The 17385-nt window shown below is 54.9% G+C and carries 19 protein-coding genes and 1 tRNA gene; 12 read left to right on the top strand and 8 right to left on the bottom strand.

Going from position 1 to position 17385, the window contains the following annotated elements; translation table 11 throughout:
- Positions 1–42: 42 nt before the first annotated feature.
- From sufC to ACR0KS_RS14580, 7 genes are all read left to right on the top strand, one after another.
- On the top strand, positions 43–798 hold the full coding sequence (sufC, locus tag ACR0KS_RS14610; RefSeq protein ID WP_170566557.1) for a Fe-S cluster assembly ATPase SufC: 756 nt from the start codon (positions 43–45) through the stop codon (positions 796–798).
- Positions 798–2078 (top strand): SufB/SufD family protein, encoded by a 1281-nt coding sequence (locus ACR0KS_RS14605; protein WP_170566558.1) that lies wholly within the window; start codon positions 798–800, stop codon positions 2076–2078. Before sufC ends, ACR0KS_RS14605 begins: the two co-directional genes overlap by 1 nt.
- The gene (locus tag ACR0KS_RS14600) at positions 2078–2563 is read left to right on the top strand and encodes a YIP1 family protein (protein ID WP_170566559.1); all 486 of its coding nucleotides are present in this window, start codon (positions 2078–2080) and stop codon (positions 2561–2563) included. Before ACR0KS_RS14605 ends, ACR0KS_RS14600 begins: the two co-directional genes overlap by 1 nt.
- Positions 2560–3117 carry a YIP1 family protein gene (locus ACR0KS_RS14595; RefSeq protein ID WP_170485331.1) on the top strand — a complete coding sequence of 186 codons (558 nt, stop codon included), beginning with the start codon at positions 2560–2562 and terminating at the stop codon, positions 3115–3117. Before ACR0KS_RS14600 ends, ACR0KS_RS14595 begins: the two co-directional genes overlap by 4 nt.
- Before the next feature lie 12 nt (positions 3118–3129).
- Positions 3130–4350, top strand: a complete 1221-nt coding sequence (locus tag ACR0KS_RS14590) for a cysteine desulfurase (protein ID WP_170389282.1) — start codon at positions 3130–3132, stop codon at positions 4348–4350.
- Positions 4351–4416: 66 nt separating this feature from the next.
- A tRNA-Arg gene (locus tag ACR0KS_RS14585) sits at positions 4417–4493 on the top strand.
- A 107-nt stretch (positions 4494–4600) separates the two neighbouring features.
- Positions 4601–5038: a DUF6538 domain-containing protein gene (locus ACR0KS_RS14580; RefSeq protein WP_170566561.1), complete on the top strand. Its 438-nt coding sequence runs from the start codon at positions 4601–4603 to the stop codon at positions 5036–5038.
- A gap of 382 nt (positions 5039–5420) precedes the next feature.
- Here ACR0KS_RS14580 and ACR0KS_RS14575 read toward each other — a convergent pair whose 3' ends face one another.
- The 3 genes from ACR0KS_RS14575 to ACR0KS_RS14565 form a co-directional block, all read right to left on the bottom strand.
- The gene (locus ACR0KS_RS14575) at positions 5421–5981 is read right to left on the bottom strand and encodes a hypothetical protein (protein WP_170566563.1); all 561 of its coding nucleotides are present in this window, start codon (positions 5979–5981) and stop codon (positions 5421–5423) included.
- Between the two features lie 411 nt (positions 5982–6392).
- Complete coding sequence (mepK, locus tag ACR0KS_RS14570; protein WP_170389283.1) at positions 6393–6962, bottom strand: peptidoglycan L,D-endopeptidase MepK; 570 nt, start codon at positions 6960–6962, stop codon at positions 6393–6395.
- A gap of 39 nt (positions 6963–7001) precedes the next feature.
- A complete protein-coding gene (locus tag ACR0KS_RS14565; RefSeq protein WP_170566565.1) occupies positions 7002–7241 on the bottom strand; it encodes a hypothetical protein in 240 nt (79 codons plus the stop codon).
- Between the two features lie 76 nt (positions 7242–7317).
- Between ACR0KS_RS14565 and ACR0KS_RS14560 the strand changes: the two genes are divergently transcribed.
- The 4 genes from ACR0KS_RS14560 to ACR0KS_RS14545 are packed head-to-tail and all read left to right on the top strand — an operon-like array spanning position 7318 to position 11554.
- Complete coding sequence (locus ACR0KS_RS14560; protein ID WP_170566567.1) at positions 7318–8919, top strand: L,D-transpeptidase scaffold domain-containing protein; 1602 nt, start codon at positions 7318–7320, stop codon at positions 8917–8919.
- 35 nt (positions 8920–8954) lie between these two features.
- The gene (lpxD, locus tag ACR0KS_RS14555; RefSeq protein WP_170485375.1) at positions 8955–10046 is read left to right on the top strand and encodes a UDP-3-O-(3-hydroxymyristoyl)glucosamine N-acyltransferase; all 1092 of its coding nucleotides are present in this window, start codon (positions 8955–8957) and stop codon (positions 10044–10046) included.
- A 32-nt stretch (positions 10047–10078) separates the two neighbouring features.
- Entirely contained in the window at positions 10079–10336 is a 258-nt protein-coding gene (locus ACR0KS_RS14550) for an acyl carrier protein (protein WP_170389287.1), read from the top strand.
- A 9-nt stretch (positions 10337–10345) separates the two neighbouring features.
- On the top strand, positions 10346–11554 hold the full coding sequence (locus tag ACR0KS_RS14545) for a beta-ketoacyl-[acyl-carrier-protein] synthase family protein (protein WP_170389288.1): 1209 nt from the start codon (positions 10346–10348) through the stop codon (positions 11552–11554).
- A 56-nt stretch (positions 11555–11610) separates the two neighbouring features.
- Here ACR0KS_RS14545 and ACR0KS_RS14540 read toward each other — a convergent pair whose 3' ends face one another.
- Positions 11611–12207 carry an invasion associated locus B family protein gene (locus tag ACR0KS_RS14540; RefSeq protein ID WP_170566569.1) on the bottom strand — a complete coding sequence of 199 codons (597 nt, stop codon included), beginning with the start codon at positions 12205–12207 and terminating at the stop codon, positions 11611–11613.
- 433 nt (positions 12208–12640) lie between these two features.
- Between ACR0KS_RS14540 and ACR0KS_RS14535 the strand changes: the two genes are divergently transcribed.
- Positions 12641–14182 (top strand): helicase HerA-like domain-containing protein, encoded by a 1542-nt coding sequence (locus ACR0KS_RS14535; RefSeq protein ID WP_170566571.1) that lies wholly within the window; start codon positions 12641–12643, stop codon positions 14180–14182.
- A gap of 44 nt (positions 14183–14226) precedes the next feature.
- Here ACR0KS_RS14535 and ACR0KS_RS14530 read toward each other — a convergent pair whose 3' ends face one another.
- The 4 genes from ACR0KS_RS14530 to ACR0KS_RS14515 all read right to left on the bottom strand — a co-directional run bounded on the left by ACR0KS_RS14530 (position 14227) and on the right by ACR0KS_RS14515 (position 17385).
- Positions 14227–14499, bottom strand: a complete 273-nt coding sequence (locus ACR0KS_RS14530; protein ID WP_480681961.1) for a hypothetical protein — start codon at positions 14497–14499, stop codon at positions 14227–14229.
- 140 nt (positions 14500–14639) lie between these two features.
- Positions 14640–15953, bottom strand: coding sequence for a branched-chain amino acid ABC transporter permease (locus tag ACR0KS_RS14525; protein WP_170553411.1), 1314 nt, complete (start codon positions 15951–15953; stop codon positions 14640–14642).
- Positions 15950–16960, bottom strand: a complete 1011-nt coding sequence (locus tag ACR0KS_RS14520) for a branched-chain amino acid ABC transporter permease (RefSeq protein ID WP_170389292.1) — start codon at positions 16958–16960, stop codon at positions 15950–15952. Before ACR0KS_RS14520 ends, ACR0KS_RS14525 begins: the two co-directional genes overlap by 4 nt.
- On the bottom strand, positions 16960–17385 hold the full coding sequence (locus ACR0KS_RS14515) for a hypothetical protein (RefSeq protein WP_170566573.1): 426 nt from the start codon (positions 17383–17385) through the stop codon (positions 16960–16962). Before ACR0KS_RS14515 ends, ACR0KS_RS14520 begins: the two co-directional genes overlap by 1 nt.

The raw sequence follows: 17385 nt of genomic DNA, 5'->3' as shown, positions 1-17385 counted from the left end.
CGGGGCCGGGTGGTCCCTTGCGATACGCTAAAGGGTCAAAAAATGCTGGAAATCAAAAACCTGCACGTGAAACTCGAGGAAGAAGAAAAGCAAATCCTCAAAGGCGTCGACCTGACCGTCGAGGCAGGAAAAGTGCACGCGATCATGGGGCCAAACGGCTCGGGTAAATCGACGCTCAGCTATGTGCTGTCGGGCCGCGACGGGTACGAAGTCACCGATGGCTCGGCCACTCTGGATGGTGAGGATCTGCTGGAGATGGAGCCCGAGGAACGCGCCGCTGCCGGTGTCTTCTTGGCCTTCCAATATCCGGTTGAGATTCCGGGTGTAGGCAACATGACCTTCCTGCGCACCGCTGTGAACGCGCAGCGCAAGGCGCGCGGCGAAGATGAGCTGTCGGCGGCTGACTTTCTGAAAGAGGTTCGTGCCAAGGCGAAATCCCTGAAGATCGACGCGGACATGCTGAAACGCCCCGTCAATGTCGGCTTCTCGGGTGGTGAGAAAAAGCGTAACGAGATCCTTCAGATGGCGATGCTTGAACCCAAGATGTGCATCCTGGACGAAACGGATTCGGGCCTTGATGTCGACGCGATGAAACTGGTCGCAGAAGGCGTTAACGCACTGCGGGATGCGGGGCGCGGCTTCCTCGTGATCACCCACTACCAGCGCCTGCTGGACCATATCAAACCGGATGTCGTTCACATCATGGCAGATGGAAAGATCGTAAAAACCGGCGGTCCTGATCTGGCGCTTGAAGTGGAAAACAACGGTTACGCTGACATTCTGGCCGAGGTGAACTGATGGCGCTGCCCGAAGTGAAACAAACCGCAACCGAGGCGCGGTTGGCCAATCTGGTTATGCCCGACGCAGGTTGCACGCGTGCCGCGCGCGAAGACGCGTTGGCGCGGGTATTGGAAATGGGTCTGCCCGGTCGCCGTGATGAGTATTGGAAATACACGCGGCCCGATACGCTCACATCACCGGATGCACCCCGTGCGGCGTTGTTCCACCCGGATGAGGCGATGCTGTTTGATGAGCTGGATCGCCTGAAAATCGTGTTCGTCGACGGTGTGTTCAGCCCAGAGGAATCCGACGATCTGAGCCTTGAAGGTGTAACGATCGACAGGATCGAAGATATCTGCTGCAAAGATATTCATTGGGCCAAAGAACTGTACGGAGTGCTTGAGTCGCGCGGGCAAGTTCCGGTGCCGCGCCCTCTGGCTGCGCTGAACACCGCGTTTGCTGCTGATGGCATTGCTATTCACGTGACTGGAAAGCCGTCCAAACCGATCAGTTTTGTCTATCGCCATGCGTCCGAAACCTCGGACGCAATGCTGCACCATATCATTCGCGTTGAAAGCGGCGCAGAGGTGACGATCCTTGAAAACGGTCCAGCAGCCTCGCGTTTCAACAAATGCATGGAAATCGACATCGCTGATAGTGGCACATTGCACCATGTTCGCGCGCAAGGTCGTGACCATGAGCGCAGGGCGGCCACCCATATGTTTACCCGCTTGGGCAAGGAGTCGGTCTACAAGTCCTTTACTCTGACCGTGAACGGCGTGCTGACGCGCAACGAACAAGTGGTCGAGCTGACTGGCGATGACGCCGTGGCGCATGTGGCGGGTGCTTGTGTTGGTGATGGAGATTTTCACCACGACGACACTGTTTTTGTCACCCATGATGCTGTGAACTGCGAAAGCCGCCAGGTGTTCAAGAAGGTGCTGCGCAATGGCGCAACCGGCGTTTTCCAGGGCAAAATCCTTGTGAAAGAAGGCGCGCAGAAAACTGACGGGTATCAGATCAGTCAATCGTTGCTTTTGGACGATGACAGTCAGTTTCTCGCGAAACCCGAGCTTGAAATCTACGCCGACGACGTCGCCTGTTCTCATGGCTCGACTTCGGGCGCGATCGACGAGACGGCCCTTTTCTACCTGCGTTCGCGTGGAGTTCCGGTCAAGGACGCAACCAACATGTTGACGTTGGCGTTTCTGGCCGAGGCAGTAGACGAGATCGAGAACGAGGCTCTGGCCCAGGCAATCGTGGACCGGCTGGAAGGCTGGTTGTCGCGGCATAGCTGATGCCGGTGACGTCCGATATTGTGGCCACGTATCGGGGGCCGGGCCGTGTCGTGCGCCGGCTTCTCGAACTGGGGCAACGTGAGGATCGTGCGTTGGTCTTTGTCATGGCGTTCTGCGTCGTGGCCTTCATTGCGCAACTGCCCAGCTTGTCCAGGCGCGCGCATCTGGAAGGGCTCGAGCTGAATATGCTCATGGGCGGTGCGCTTTTGGGCACGGTGATTATCCTGCCTCTCTTTTTCTACCTGCTTGCATTTTTATCCTACGGTGCGGCGCGTTTGGTTGGTGGGAAAGGTTCGGCTTATGGGGCGCGGGTCGCGTTGTTTTGGGCGCTCTTGTCGTCAACACCGTTGGTATTGCTGAATGGTCTGGTCGCGGGCTTCATAGGGCCGGGGCCGACACTTTCGGTCGTCGGCCTGGTATGGGTTGCAGTCTTCCTGTGGTTCTGGTTGTCCGGTTTAAGGCAAGCGCAGAGGTATCCTGAATGAAGGGCTTGTCGCTCAGCGAATTGGCGGTGCTGACGTTAACCAACCCGGCAGAAGCTGCCCGCAACCTGTTGGCCCTGCGTCCGGGGCGCGAGGTTTTGTGGTTGGGTTTTTTTCTGGCCGTTGTTCTGAACGGTCTTGTCCAACTAGGCATCGACCACTTTGTGCCGGTTCCCGAAGGCGAACCGGTTTTGCCGCCCGAGCCTGTGCTTATGAATCTTGTCAGATCTGCAGGCGCAATGCTGTTGAGCATCGCTGCATTTCTGTTCATTGGGCGGCTCATGGGGGGCGTTGCTTCGTTTGACGACGTCATGATCCTGACGGTTTGGCTGCAGTACCTTCAAATCGCCGCATTGCTGGTTACGCTTGTAGTGTCGCTGGTGCTGCCATTCCTGATGGTCATGTTTCTGTTGGCGACTGCGATAATCAGCCTTTACGTCACACTGCATTTCCTGAACGAAGCGCATAAGTTCGGGTCAATCTTGAAATCCTTTGGGGTAGTTGTGCTGTCTGCTTTGGTGGCCGTGCCCTTTGTCCTCGTGTTGAGCCCCGTATAGGGAAGAAGAACTATGTATGACGTGCAGAAAATCCGCGCTGACTTTCCCATCCTGTCCCGAGAGGTAAATGGAAAGCCGCTGACTTATCTGGATAACGGCGCCTCGGCACAGAAACCTCAGGTGGTAATCGACGCGGTAACGCGCGCCTACGCCGAGGAATACTCGAATGTCCACAGAGGTCTGCATTTCCTGTCGAATCTGGCCACTGAAAAATACGAGTCAGTCCGAGGCACCATAGCCCGCTTTCTGGGCGCGGCTGACGAGGATGAAATCGTCCTCAATTCGGGCACGACCGAGGGGATCAACCTCGTTGCCTATGGCTGGGCGATGCCACGTCTTGAGGCCGGGGATGAAATCGTTCTGAGCGTCATGGAGCATCACGCCAACATCGTTCCCTGGCATTTCCTGCGCGAGCGGCAGGGCGTTGTCCTTAAATGGGTCGACATTGACCCGGACGGAGGGCTGGACCCGCAGGCGGTGATTGATGCAATAGGACCCAAGACCAAGCTGGTTGCTGTAACGCAGTGTTCAAATGTTCTTGGAACTGTCGTCGATGTAAAGGCAATCACCCAAGGTGCCCACGCCAAGGGTGTTCCGGTTCTGGTGGATGGAAGTCAGGGTGCCGTGCACATGCCGGTGAACGTGCAGGACATCGGGTGCGATTTCTATGCGATCACCGGGCATAAACTGTATGGCCCGTCCGGGTCAGGTGCGATCTACATCAAATCTGAACGCATGGCCGAGATGCGCCCCTTTATCGGAGGTGGCGACATGATCAAAGAGGTCAGCAAAGATCAGGTGATCTACAACGATCCGCCCATGAAGTTCGAGGCCGGTACTCCGGGCATCGTTCAGACCATCGGGCTGGGGGTTGCACTGGACTACATGATGGATTTAGGGATGGAGAACATTGCCGCGCATGAGGCCGGACTTCGCGACTATGCGTTCGAGAAACTGGCGGGCCTGAATTGGCTTCAGGTTCAGGGCACCCGACCAGACAAGGCTGCGATCTTCAGTTTCACGCTGGATGGGGCCGGTCATGCGCATGACGTTTCGACCATTCTCGACAAAAAAGGCGTCGCGGTTCGTGCAGGACATCATTGCGCCGGGCCACTGATGGACTTCTTCGGCGTTACCGCAACTTGCCGCGCGAGCTTCGGTCTGTACAACACGACCGATGAAGTCGACACGCTGGTCGAGGCGCTAGAACTGGCGCATGATTTGTTCGCGTAAATGCGGGTCTTTCGGGGACGATTTGCAGTTGCACCCGGATCAGATCAAGGTTAGCTAACGACCAAGGCACCTGTAGCTCAGCTGGATAGAGCGCTGCCCTCCGAAGGCAGAGGCCAGAGGTTCGAATCCTCTCAGGTGCGCCATTCTTTCTGGTAAAATTATGTAAATACAATACCTTAGATGAATATTGCGCTCTGATAGGTGACACATTAGGTGACACATGTCGAACAACTGGTTCCAGTATGGTCCAATGAAAGTAAAGATCGAAAACGTAGAATGGCGTAGTGGCACGGCGTATTATCGTCGCAGAATACCCGCTGACGTTCAGAGGTACTACAAGGGTAAGCACTATCTATTCCAATCCCTGAAAACCAAAGACCCATCTGAGGCGGTTAGAAGATCACAGGCTGAAACAAAGAGGCTAGACAGGGAATGGAGCCTGTTGAGGTCGCGGGAAGGAACCGACCTTGAGGTCCGTGAACAAGGCATGGCAATCCTCCGGAAATACGATCTTAAACCGGGTCAAGCGACAGAGTACGCCAAGCATGACCTTGAGCCGGATAAGTTTATTGACGAACTCCTTGTTCATTCTCAGGACCGATACGACACTAATCCCGGCATCGTTAGGGAGCGGCTACCAGATGACCTGAGAATGGCCGCTGACCTGTTCTATGCTGAAAGGGGATGAACTGAACAAACTCACTTCTCCAAGCTTCTCAGAAGTTAAAGGCAAGCATCTGTATTTTCACCCAAAACGCGCAACTGATCCGCAGTTTGAACGAGCCGTCCAAAGGTTCGTAAAGGTCAACGGGGATATGCCGATTGATCAGTATCGTAGGTCGCACGGGAACGACTATGTGAAGGACTTATTGGAGGGTGGAGCAAAGGCGGCAACGGTCAAAAGGTAGGGGTGGTGAATGGCAAGTGTCACAGATTCAAAGAACCCTTCAAAGGCTTGTGGACAAGTAGAACCCTAAAAATCGACGCTCTGGACATGTTGGTATTTATTAACAATCTCCGCCTTAGGAAAACCAAAATGAAGGCGCTCCCTTTCCTCACTCGCGTAGTTTTTAAGGGCTAAAACGTCTTTTGACCTTCACCTTTGGAGAGCTGTGATTTTCCCGATTTAAGAGTTTGTCAATTCGACAATTTGGTTCTGCATCGTCAAAAACGTGATCATAGTCGCTTAGATCGGGAACTGAATCACCTAGAACACCTGCCAAACACTCAACGACGCTGTGTAGAACGGAAGCTCTTTTTTGCGCATTTAGGGCGGTTGTCGCCCAATGATAACGTCCTTCCACAGCCCAGGAATAACTAGGTACCCAGACTGCCATTGCAACGGAGCAAAAGGTCAAAAGCTCGGGCAAATTATTGGTCAATACGAAAGGGAGACCAATTCCATGAAAGAACGAAGTGTATCCAACTAGACTGTCTAACCATCTAAGGACTGTTAGAGAGACAATTCCTGTTACCAGAGCAAAACCGATTGTTAATCGCGGCAATGCGGGTGAACCGACGATTTCTTCTTTTGCCGATTTCGGCAGACGCAGCTCGTCGATAAATTTCTCTGTTCGGGCCACTTCCTCAATACAGTGCCTCTCAATTAAGAGCTTTTCTTCTTTAGTCAATGGAATTTCGCTTAGCACCTTCGATCCTCGTCTTTAAGTTGTGGACGCATAGATGCAGCATCCTCTATCTTGTTCAAGCGGAATTCTGTAGCGATCAACTTGAGGCGAGAAGTAATATTGAATGTGGGACAGATCGGCTATTCTGGTTTGCAGCCTCCAAGTGATGACACATAGAGTGACACGTACAATTTTGATTTTGACATAAGTTATTGAAAATAAATAAAATAGTTCCTATTGATATCGTCAATTAGTCCTCTCAGGTGCGCCATAATCACGACAGTCTCGGGGTCAAAACCGTTTTCGGGGAATTGGCTCGTTTGGTGCTCGATGTGGATTGTGCGTCTAATTGCGCCCCTCCAAAAAACAAAGAGCGCCCAGGGGCGCTCGTCGTTTTGAAGTGATGCCGGGCTGTTATCCGCCCCAGCTACGGATCTCACCGCAATCCATATGAACGAAGTTTGAACGGGAGTATTTGCCCACGCCACCGGCGCGGCAGGATATTGCGGCCTTGGCCATTTGCGAGACCGAACGTGACGACAAGCGAAGGTCAGCGGCCTGACCTTTCATATGCAGTGAATTCTTCGCAACACGACGCGAGCGGGACCGCAACATCGCGTTTGTCTGCGGCGAGCGATAACCCGACAGCAGCATATAGGGTTCGTCAACGTCCAGCAGGTTGTGAGAGGCAGCCATGATGTCGATGGTACGCAGGTCCATGGATTTGACCTGGTCCGTGCGCCAGTCACGCATGAAGTGGTTCACTTCCTTGACGGCGTCCTTGATGTATTTGCCGTCGACCCAATAGATCATATCGATCCGTTCGCCGGTGCGACCCGAATACATGCGAATACGCCGGATATCGCCACCGCCGCGGAGAAATCCTGCTGCATTGGAATAAGTAGGTGCCGCGACAACTGCCGTAGCTGCAAATGCGCCCAATAGGGCACGCCGGGTCATGCCCGAAGTACTGCTCGTAGTCATTATTGTTTCGTCCCGTACTGTTCCTGCCTGCGCACGATGTTACGCGCGCATTCTTAATTTTTTCCCATCCCAGATGCGGGATTTATGACACAGACGCGAAAGCCCGCCAAGAAGTCTTTCATATTCATCTTTTATAGGGGGAATTTTCGGCAGTTTTTTGCGCAGGTGATGTTTTTCGGTATATTCTTTAAGCAGATGGGTTATGCCGGACTCTTGCCGATGCAAACGGGCATCACGCAATGGAAGAAGATTTAAGGTGATGTATTTGTGAATGGACAAGGGGTCCTGCTCAAAACCATATTTGTTCGACGTGAACACTGAAACGTCCAAGTTATTGAATAATCAGGGTCATCTCATGCGAGCCTTATTTCGTGCGTCATCCAGCCTTGTATTTGCGGCTTGTTTTGCTGCCTCAACGGCTTTGGCGAGTGCCGAAAACAAACCTGCGACCGCGTTTCAAATGGCTGTCGCCGAGTATTTGCCCTCGGGCTCAGGTGTCGCTGAATTTTACCGCTCCACCGGGTTTTCACCGGTTTGGGTTGGGGACACGCCTGCTCATGAAGACCGCAGGGCGGGGTTGATCCGGGCTTTGTCCGGGGCTGATATGCACGGTTTGCCCAACGGGGCATACGATGTTCAGCGATTGCTTACTCAGATGCAGGACGCCCGATCCATGCGGGATTTGGGGGCGGTCGAGATTTCGCTAACGAAAGCATTTCTTGCTTATTCAAACGACCTTTATTCGGGTGCGCTTATGCCTGCGGAAATTGACAAAGGGCTTGTGCGAAAGGTCGACCGTCGATCTGCCGAGGATCATCTTCAAGGCTTGCTTGCCCACGATGCGGCTTATTTTGAGCGGCTTGCACCACAGACGGCCCAGTATAGGGCGCTGATGAAGCAGAAACTCGCCTTGCAGAAAACGATCGAGCAGGGCGGTTGGGGCGGGAGCGTTCCAGAAGGCAAGCTCGAATATGGTGACACCGGACCTGCCGTAATCAAGATGCGTAACCGGCTGATCGCAATGGGGTATTTAAAACCCACAGCGGCCCCCAGTTTCGATGATGCGCTGCTTGCCGCCGTTAAGAAATTTCAGTCCGATCACGGTCTTGCACCGGACGGGGTCGCAGGGCCGGGCACGATTTCCGAGTTGAATCGCAGTGCATCCGACCGACTAAAGGTGGTTTACGTCGCGTTGGAGCGTGAACGCTGGTTGCCAAAAGAGCGGGGCGATCGGCACATTCTTGTAAACCAGGCGGACTTTTCTGCGAAAATTATCGATGACGGTCTGGTCACGTTCGAGACGCGCACGGTGATTGGGAAAAACACGCATGACCGGCGCAGTCCCGAGTTCTCGGACGAAATGGAACATATGGTTATCAATCCAAGTTGGTATGTTCCGCGCTCGATCATCACAAAGGAATATTTGCCCAAGCTGCAATCCAATCCAAATGCCGTGGGTCATATCCAGATTACGGATCGCAGTGGTCGGCAGGTAAACAGAGGGGCTGTGGACTTTACGCAGTTCAATGCCCGGAACTTCCCTTTTGCCATGCGACAGCCGCCGAGCCAGAGCAATGCTTTGGGGCTGGTGAAGTTTATGTTCCCAAACCAGTACAACATTTATCTGCATGATACGCCGCAAAAAAGCCTGTTCGCTCGTGAAGTGCGGGCTTTCTCGCACGGATGTATTCGTCTGGCGCAACCGTTCGAGTTTGCTTACGCGTTGCTGGCAAAACAGGAAGAAGACCCAAAGGCGTTTTTCCATCGCATTCTTGCGACTGGAAGGGAAACCACTGTGCCCTTGGAAACGCATGTGCCAGTACACCTTATCTATCGTACGGCCTATATCGGCCCGAAAGGAGAGGTTCAGTATCGGCGCGATGTCTATGACCGTGATCGGAAGATCTGGGAGGCTCTGCAGAAAGCAGGGGTAGCCCTGCCGGACGTTCAGGGGTAATCACCGGGTTAGGACCTTAACCCGGGAAGCCCGACATGCAGTACACAATTCAACAGATCGCCGAAGCTCTGGGTGCAGAAAGCCAGGGTGATGATAGCTTGACTATCGTAAGGGCCGCAGAGCCTGGCGATGCCGGACCGTTGGATCTGGCGATGGCAATGTCGCCGAAATATGCCGAGGCGCTCAAACCGGGATCGGCAAGGGCCGCAATTCTGTGGGAAGGCGCGGACTGGCAAAGTCTTGGGCTTGAGGCGGCCATATTTGTGTCTCGCCCACGTATGGCAATGGCCGGGGTCACCTCGATGCTTGACCGGGGGCAGGGTGTCGAGCCCGGAATTCACCCGTCAGCGGTTGTCGACCCCACGGCCGAGCTGGGCGACAATGTTTCGATCGGTCCTTTGACAGTCATCGGTGCCAGGGCAAAAGTTGGCAAAGGTTCGGTGATTGGGGCGCATTGTGTTGTCGGGATGGATGTCGTTCTAGGCGAAAATGCGTTCCTGCGAGAGATGGTCAGTATTGGCGCCCGCGCCCGGATCGGGGATCGGTTTATCGCACAGCCTGGCACCCGGATCGGGAGTGATGGGTTCAGCTTTGTGACCCCCGAAGTTTCCGGTGTTGAAAATGTACGAAAAACTATGGGTGATCAAGGGGATACGCGGGCACAAAGCTGGTTGCGTATCCACTCGTTGGGTGCGGTTGAGATTGGCAATGATGTCGAGATTGGCGCAAATACCACGATCGACAACGGGACGATCCGCAACACGTATATCGGTGATGGCACGAAACTGGATAACCTTGTGCATGTTGGGCATAACACGCGTATCGGCAAGGATTGCCTGTTGTGCGGACAATCCGGCATTTCCGGCTCGGTCGAGATTGGCAACAACGTGGTACTGGGCGGACAGTCCGGCGTTTCAGACAACATTTTCGTTGCGGACGGTGTGATCGCTGCTGGAGGCACGAAGATTCTGTCCAATGTGCCCGCCGGTCGTGTGATCATGGGGTATCCGGCGGTAAAGATGGAAACTCATACCGACATCTACAAGGCGCAGCGACGCCTGCCGCGTATGGCCCGTGACGTAGAGGCGCTCAAAAAGGCTGTTTTCAAACAGGCTCCGAGCGATTAAATCATCCTCAACGTGAAAATCAGAGGTTCGACATGAGCATCACCGACCGCGTCATCGCCATCATCGCCGAGCAGGCAGTGTTGGAACCTTCGGATGTGACGCCCGAAAGTACGCTCGAGGATCTTGGGATCGACAGCTTGGGTTTGGTTGAGAGTATTTTCGCCATCGAAGAAGAATTCGACATCACCGTTCCGTTCAACGCCAATGAGCCAACGGCCGGTGATTTCGACATCTCGAACGTTGCTGCGATCATTGCGGGCATCGAGAAACTTGTGTCGGAAAAGGTCTGACGCAATCTCATGAAACGCGTTGTTATTACCGGGGCCGGGACGATCAATTCGCTGGGCCATTCTGTGCCAGCCACTCTGGAAGCGATGCGCGAAGGTCGCTGTGGTATTTCTGAGCTTGAGTTCCGCGACGTTGAACGTTTGGCGATCAAAATCGGTGGTCAGGTTCGGGGGTTTGAGGCTGAAGGCCGGTTTAACCGTCAGCAAATGACTTTATATGACCGTTTCACGCAATTTACGCTGACCGCTGCGAAAGAAGCGATCGAGCAGTCAGGTATCGAGTTTCACGGTGATCTGGCGGCGCGATCCGGTGTTGTGTTGGGCACGGCTGGGGGCGGAGTTTCAACGTGGGATGATAATTATCGGTCTGTCTACGAGGATGGAAAGAACCGGGTCCACCCGTTTGTCGTGCCAAAGCTGATGAACAACGCGGCTGCCAGCCATGTGTCGATGGAGCATAACCTCAAGGGGCCGAGCTTTACTGTTTCGACCGCCTGTGCCTCGTCCAACCACGCGATGGCGCTGGCGTTTCAGATGGTGCGCAGTGGTGCCGCGCCGACCATGCTGACCGGTGGCTCGGAATCCATGCTGTGCTTTGGTGGCGTCAAGGCATGGGAAGGGTTGCGCGTCATGTCCAAGGACGCCTGCCGCCCGTTCAGCGCGAACCGGAATGGAATGGTTCAGGGCGAAGGCGCTGGAGTTTTCGTGTTCGAGGAATACGAACATGCCCGCGCACGTGGTGCGGATATTTTGTGCGAAGTCGTCGGGTTCGCGATGTCATCGGATGCCTCCGATATCGTAATGCCCAGCAAACAAGGGGCCGCGCGCGCTATGTCTGGCGCTTTGACGGATGCTGGACTGAACGCGGATCAGGTCGGTTATATCAATGCGCACGGCACAGGCACCGCAGCCAACGACAAGACCGAATGTGCTGCCGTGGCCGATGTGTTCGGGCCCCATGCAGACGAACTGATGATGTCCTCCACCAAATCGATGCACGGGCACCTGATTGGCGGAACCGGAGCGGTGGAACTGCTGGCCTGTATCATGGCTTTGCGAGACGGAGTGATCGCTCCGACTATTGGCTACGAAGAACCTGACCCCGAATGCGCATTGGATGTGGTGCCAAATGAAGCACGCGACGCCAAGGTTGAAGTCGCCTTGAGCAATGCGTTTGCGTTCGGTGGCCTGAACGCGGTCTTGGCGCTGAAAAAGGTCTGAGCGGTACTCAGTCCGGCAGAAAAGGCGGCCGCTGATTCAGCCGCCTTTGGACATTTTTATTGGCTTTGCTCTGCGCTCAGGCCATCAAACCCTGCGGTAAACCCGGCCAGAGACATGTCCATTGCAAGGACCTGATCCGGAAAGCGCGCTGGAACCAGTGATAGAACCGCTTTGGTGCCAGCTTTCATTGCGTCGATATCGGCTTGGCTCAAGCCCAGTTGGGCAACACAGCCAACAGGAACGCAGTGGTGATAGTTGTAGAGTTTGCGCGGCGCGCCATCGATCGACAGGGCAAGTTGCGCCTGAAGCAGGGTTTCAAGAGGAACGATCACGCTGGCCCATGCAACAGCCGCGCCGCCAGCAGGCAGTTTGCCGATGGTTACTTCGGCAATGGGTTCCCCTTGCTGGCCGTTCAGAATTTGGACCAAAGCACAGGGATCTTCACCTTCTTCGGCCTTGATGCACGAAACCTCCCAATCGCCCGACGTTTCCTTGACGAATTGTTCGCCAACACGCGGTCCCGACTGCCCCAGGTCAAGACCACTGTCGGCTTGCGATGGTTGAGAATCGTTTGACTGGGTTTCCTGGGCTGTCACCGCACCAGACAAAAGCACAGCGCCAACAATGTTGAGTGAGAGAAGTTTCTTGAGCATGAATGCCTCGGCAGATTGGTTTAGCTTTTTGCCCGGTCTAGCATCCTTGCAACTAGGTGTCAGGCATTAAGCTACTTAAATAAGTGGAAGTGATCGGATTCTTGCCGGTTAAACGTAGAAAAGACCGCCTTTCACAACGAAAAAGGGAGCCGGTGGAGCGGCTCCCTTCACTTGAATTTTCTCCCCGTCGGACTGGCCGACTTAGTTATGCGCAGACGTTACGAAAGGGGAACGCGTCGGTCAACTGCAAACCTGAAAATTTAATGACATAGGCGGAAAACTTAAAAAAGCCGCGCTCGAAAGCGCGGCCAGTCGACAGGGAGGAATATGTTGCCTCGCACCTCTCACCGCAGAGGCAACGATTAGACTATCGCAGTTAAATGTTAACTTTGTATGCTTGGGTCAGACCGGTGGAATTGGGGACGTTAATTTAATGACAAAAGGCATTTTTCTAGGCGGCGCGGGTGAAGCCTATGACCAGCCGCAGAGTTTGACGCTAAAATACGCCAATCGGCATGGATTGATTGCTGGTGCCACCGGGACAGGCAAAACGGTGACATTGCAAATTCTGGCCGAAGGATTTTCGCAGGCAGGCGTTCCGGTGTTTTTGTCGGACGTAAAGGGTGATCTGTCGGGCTTGGCGAAGGCAGGCAGTGAAACGCATAAATTACACGAACCCTTTCATGAACGCGCCAAGAAAATTGGTTTCGCAGACTATTCTTATGCCGCGTGCCCGGTTGCGTTCTGGGACCTGTTCGGAAAACAAGGGCACCCCGTCCGCACAACGGTAACCGAGATGGGTCCGCTGCTTCTGTCTCGTCTGATGGACTTGAGTGAGGCGCAAGAAGGTATTCTGAATATCGCCTTTCGTGTGGCGGACGAAGAAGGGATGCCGCTGCTGGATCTCAAGGACCTGCAATCGCTGCTGGTTTGGATCGGCGAGAACCGCGCACAACTCTCATTACGTTTTGGCAACGTGTCGACGGCTTCGATTGGCGCTATTCAGCGGCGGTTACTGGTCTTGGAGAACCAAGGCGGTACCAACCTGTTCGGTGAGCCTGCTCTGGAACTTGCGGATCTGATGCGTGTTGACGAAAACGGGCAGGGCGTCGTGAATATCCTTGCCTCTGACAAGCTGATGGGCGCTCCGCGTCTCTATGCGACTTTCCTTTTGTGGTTGCTCAGCGAATTGTTTGAAGAACTGCCTGAGGTCGGCGATCCGGATAAACCAAAGCTGGTGTTTTTCTTTGATGAGGCCCACCTGCTGTTTGAGGATGCCCCAAAGGTTCTTGTGGACAAGGTCGAACAGGTCGCGCGTCTGATCCGCTCGAAGGGGGTGGGCGTCTATTTTATTTCGCAGAACCCAGCGGATATTCCAGAAGACATCCTGGGTCAGTTAGGAAACCGGATTCAACACGCACTCCGCGCTTTTACGGCGCGGGACAGGAAGAACCTGCGCCTTGCGGCCGAGACATATCGCGAGAACCCGGCGTTTGATACCGAGGCCGCAATACGTGAAGTCGGCGTGGGCGAGGCTGTAACCTCGATGCTTCAGAAAAAGGGCGTGCCGGGTATTGTCGAGCGGACATTGATCAGGCCACCCGGTTCACAGCTAGGCCCGGTCACAGAGGCCGAGCGTCAGGCTGTGATAGATGCGTCACCGATGAAAGCGAAATATGACGTTCTGAAGGATCGAGAGTCCGCCTTTGAGATTTTGAAATCCCGTGCCGAGGCCGCCGCAAGCGCCGCAGCCGAAGCCGAAGAACAGTCGGAATCGCAATCCGTGGCCGAACGGGAGTTTGCGACTGCGCGACGCTATTCCGGCAGCAGGGTCGGGCGGTCTTCGTCCCGTGTCACACGCAAAAAGGACACGTTTGCAACCGCCATGAGTGAGGCTGTCATCAAGGAACTGAAAGGCACCACCGGGCGCAGGATCGTTCGCGGTATCCTCGGCGGTCTATTCAAAAACAACTAGGGCAGCGCGCCGGGTAAAATAGGCCCGGCGCGATCCCATTCCCGCTATTTCAACCGACGCTGGCCTTCCTGCTTACAGTAGGCGTCTGCCTCTGGCACCGACATCTTGTCAGCCGGGAAATCAATGGCGCGATCCCAGACAACGCGATCCGGGCGGTAGAGCTGGCAGGTGACTACGCCCTGAGAGGTCTGGACTTTGACTGGAGTGCTTTCCAGGTCTTCGGGGGACGGAATACATCCGGCCAAACCAGCAACAAGTGGAAGAAAAAGAACTTTTTTGGCTATCGAGGGTGTCATGTGAACTCTTTTCATACTCATCAGGATGTCCGCATCATTCAGACCGGGCGGAGCGGTTGCCCGAACCAAAGCGGCTCTTTTTCGTCTAAACAACCCAAGAGGTGAAATCAACAAACCGCGCCAAACAGTTGGCGCGGTTTATAAATAGATTTCAGACGGTCCTATTTTTCGGGGATCAGTCCTCGTGGGCTGAACCTAAGCACGATGAGAAGGATCAGACCCATGGTAAACAGACGCATATGCGCGGCACTTTCGATCAGGTGGGCCTTGAGCGCACTGCCATCAGGCATTCCGGCCGTAATCAGGTTCATCATCCACAAGCCGATCGGTTCGACCTGAACCCACAAGAACCAGATCAGGAAGGCGCCCAGAACCGCTCCGAAATTGTTGCCCGATCCGCCGACGATAACCATGACCCAGACAAGGAATGTAAACCGCAACGGTTGATACGCGCTTGGAGTCAACTGACCGTCCAGAGTGGTCATCATAGCGCCCGCGATTCCACAGATTGCAGAGCCAAGCACAAATATCTGAAGATGGCGGCGGGTGACATCCTTTCCCATCGCCTCGGCTGCGACCTCATTGTCACGAATGGCACGCATCATGCGTCCCCACGGACTCTTAAGCGCCATCTGCGCCATCCACAACAGTGCCACCAAGACGATCAGGAACAGCAGCGAATACCCCAGCTTGACCGAGAGTGTCGACGCCGTGACGGGATCCAAACCAAGCCACTCGGCCCGCGCAAGGAAGCTCGGATCAGCTTGCAAGTCCACCTCATAGCCAACCACCGGAGCAGGGCGCGGGATGCCGTAGACGTTCTTGACGCCACGGGCCAGCCAATCCTCATTCTTCATCACTGCTATGATGATCTCGGCGATCCCAAGCGTGGCGATCGCCAGATAGTCCGACCGCAGACCCAAAGCTGTCTTACCGATAAGCCAAGCCGCACCTGCCGCAAGCAAGCCGCCCGCGGGCCATGCCAACAATACGGGCAGGTTCAGGCCGCCAATATTGCCGGCGACTGCGGGGTCAATCGCCTCGACCGCTGCGATGCTGGGATCGAATACCGCGCGATAGATAAAGAACCCGGCGATGAGAATGCCGATGATAGATAGGGTCTGCACCCGCCCTTTTGGCATTCGCGTAGCGACCATCACAGCAGCGACCACCGTTGCAGCCCCCAACAGCAGGGCCAACAGGATGCCGTACCCTCCGGCTGACCACGCGCCCGGTGTGGGCGGGGTCGAGATCAGCACCACCGCCAATCCGCCCAGCGCGACAAATCCCATGACGCCCACGTTGAACAGCCCGGCAAAGCCCCATTGCAGGTTCACCCCGATAGCCATGATCGCCGAGATCAGCCCCATGTTCAGGATCAGGATCGCCGCGTTCCAGCTTTGCGTGAAGCCGGTCAGCAGGATCAAAGAGCCGACCGCTATGAAAAGCAGCGTGTTTTTGACGGACTCGCTCATACCGCTTTCCCCTTGAACAGGCCCGTGGGCTTAAACAGAAGCACGATCAGCAGGATCACGAAGCTGACGGCGAATTTGTAGTCGGTGGACAGGAATTGAACGAGGCCTGACGGCTCCAAACCTTCGGGTGCCAGATAGGTCAGCACCTTTTTCCACGCATAGGTGATGGTCACTTCGGAAAACGCGATGATAAACCCGCCCGCGATGGCACCAATCGGATTGCCAAGACCGCCGACAATGGCCGAGGCAAAGATCGGCAGCAGAAGCTGGAAGTAGACGAAGGGCTTAAAGCTCTTGTCGAGGCCATAGAGCACCCCTGCCGTGGTCGCCAGCGCTGCGACAATGATCCATGTGATCATCACCACGCGCTCGGGGTTGATGCCGGACAGCAGCGCCAAATCCTCGTTATCGGAATAGGCGCGCATCGACTTGCCGGTGCGTGTCTTGTTCAGGAACCAGAACAACAGCGCCACAGCGACAACGGCCACGATCACGGTAATGCCCTGAGAGGTCTTGATGGCCAACCCCTCACGCAGGCCGGTCATCGCCTTGAAATCCCGCGCCGAGACGATGAACCGCGCCCCGTCCGAGAACCGCTGATCGTCCGGCCCAATGATAAACCGCACGAGGCCGTTCATGATGAACATCACGCCCATCGACACGATCACCAGTATGACCGGCTTGGCCTTTTGTTCGCGGTAGAACCTGTAAACCAGCCGGTCGGTGATCAGCACCAGAACGATGCAGCCCAGAATGGCAAAGGGCAGGGCCAGCAAAGCGGTCGGCAGCGGCCCGAAACTGACCCCGGCGGCTTGCAGGCCCCATGTGACCAGAACGGCGATCATCGCGCCAAAGGCCATCGTATCGCCATGGGCAAAGTTCGAGAACCGCAGGATGCCATAGATCAGCGTCACCCCCAAAGCGCCCAGCGCCAACTGGCTGCCATAGGCGATTGCGGGAACAAGAACGAAGTTGGAGAGCGCCACAAGGGCGTTGAGGAAGTCCATTAGTTTTGTTTCTCCGCTTCGCAGAAACCTTCGACTGTCTTTGTCAGAAGTTTGTCTCGACCAACAAGTGTTTCACTTATGATCGCAGTCCCTAGTTCGTAGTTTGGTTTGTCCGAATGAGTGACGCCTTGAAAGATATCAAGCCTTGGGCTGCCGATGCCAGGTCCATAAGCAAACACCGTTAGTATGGGGTCATGCGTAATCCGAATATCGGTCCAATCTTTGGTCGAATACTCGACACCATTTTCGTGCCAGACCACTTGGCTTTCGGTCGCAATCAGACTGACCTTTCGTTCGCCTTCAAACATACAACGCAAGACAAACTCAGTTTCGCCCTGTTTGGCTACGAGGGCGGTAGTGCCGGCAAAAAAGGTTGCGCCAAAAAGACATACAAAAAAAGCGGCGAGATAGTAGGCTTTTCGCAT

The sequence above is a fragment of the Ruegeria sp. BC7 genome (assembly GCF_056539165.1).
The sequence above is the reverse complement of the archived record's forward strand: the minus strand, read 5'-3'. Positions and strand labels throughout refer to the sequence as shown.